The 1,692-nt window shown below is 39.1% G+C and carries 2 protein-coding genes; both read right to left on the reverse strand.

The features are described from left to right. Positions 1 to 541 precede the first annotated feature (541 nt). Complete coding sequence (locus B371_RS0100485) at positions 542 to 1,423, reverse strand: fumarylacetoacetate hydrolase family protein (protein ID WP_019412399.1); 882 nt, start codon at positions 1,421 to 1,423, stop codon at positions 542 to 544. A 46-nt stretch (positions 1,424 to 1,469) separates the two neighbouring features. After that, on the reverse strand, positions 1,470 to 1,692 hold a 223-nt coding region (locus tag B371_RS23895), incomplete at its 5' end, for a hypothetical protein (RefSeq protein ID WP_237721484.1).

A 1,692-nucleotide genomic window follows, 5' to 3' on the forward strand; every position in this document is an offset into this window, starting at 1 on the left:
TCATTTGAATCGTGAGCGATACAAAGCTAGCAGGAATACTTCTTCTACACTATTTCTAAAAAGAGAAATACTTGCTCAAAATACCAGAATTTCAGTGTTCATGATGCAAACCACTGCATTTTTCTATTATTTAAAGTACCAGTGACTTTCTGCACTCCCTTCTTTTTACGTTGTATTTTCTTTTATGATCAATTCGAAAACATTTACTTGATTGAAGCGGAAGGCGGCGACTCCTACGGGATTAGCGGGACAGGTGAGACCCCGCAGTGGAGCGGTAATGGAACAAAGGCTATGGACGCCACATCACAAGTCAACGCCTTCGTGACCAACATCCTGTTGGCCCGAGGAGGCTCGCCGCCCGCCCCGTGGAAAGCGTCCGCCTGGAGCGCAAATCAGCGGTATCATACTAGAACCTACTCCTTAAAATGCGAGAATACTGGATTCAATGGCTCACTAAATTTATATACTTTCTTATTTTGCACAAAAAACCATTTGATAGTTCCAAATGGTCTGCTAGAAAAATTTAAAGTTATTTAAAATATTATTTTTTTAGATCCTTTACTTGATTTATCAATCCTTCAAAACCATCAATTTGACATTCTACGATATCCCCGTCTCTTATTATGACGGCCCCTGGAGTTCCCGTAGAAATAATATCACCTGGCAAGAGCTTCATCACTTTTGAATGGAAAGAAACCAAAGACAATGGATGAAACGTCATATTTGAAATAATATTTTTCCGATGAATTTCCCCATTGATAACCGTTGCTACATTTAAATCTAGTACATTCTCAATCTCTTCAGGTGTAACCAAATGAGGTCCAAAGCTAAAAAACGTGTCAAAACTTTTAGCTCGAGTTAAATAGCGTGGATTCTTTTCCAATATATCCTCAGCCGTCATATCAATAATTGTAGTAAACCCAGCAATAAAGTTATGGGCTTCAGCTTCCGATACGTTCTTACATTCCTCCCCAATAATAATTGCTAACTCTGCTTCAGCAGTCGTTCTCTCCGATTGTAAAGGAATTAGAATTGTATCACTAGGTCCTATAATCGTTGTATCAGGTTTCATAAAACTTGCTGGTTCAGTGTTGGGAGATATTTCATTTAAGTCTGCAGCATGCTCAACATAGTTCAAGCCTATTCCCCAAATTTTTCTTGGATGCCGATAAAGTGGACCGTAAATCACTTGATCGAAAGGAAGAACATGTTCTATGAGCGCTTCTTTTTTCACTTTAAGTTGTATTTCATCCTGATACCAATTCTTAAAGTTATCGAGTTGACCCTTGGAAATAAGCTCAAAAAGATTAGTTGACCATTTTTGGTAATACGTTGTATTAAGGGTATCAATTGTAAGAATTCCATACTCTAATACCACAGCTGCAGTTTCAATTCCATCCTTCTTTATTGTAGCTAACTTCATTATTCTTCACCCTTTCTAATTAAAAATACTTTTCATTGGCGATATACTAAACTCTCATCACTTGAACATTCATTAATTTTATAATTCGATAAATGCTTTCTAATTCCTGCATGCATAATAAGAAAAACCGGGTAAGTGCGCCCGGTCCTTTAAGAGAGTCACAGTACCGACTTATGATTTCCGTTGCAGGCGGACGCTTTCCGCGGGCGAGCGCCAAGCCTCCTCGTCCGCTAGCGCTACCTGTGGGGTCTCGTCTGTCTCGCTTTTCC

This window comes from Paenisporosarcina sp. TG20 (assembly GCF_000286315.1).
GTDB lineage: Bacteria > Bacillota > Bacilli > Bacillales_A > Planococcaceae > Paenisporosarcina.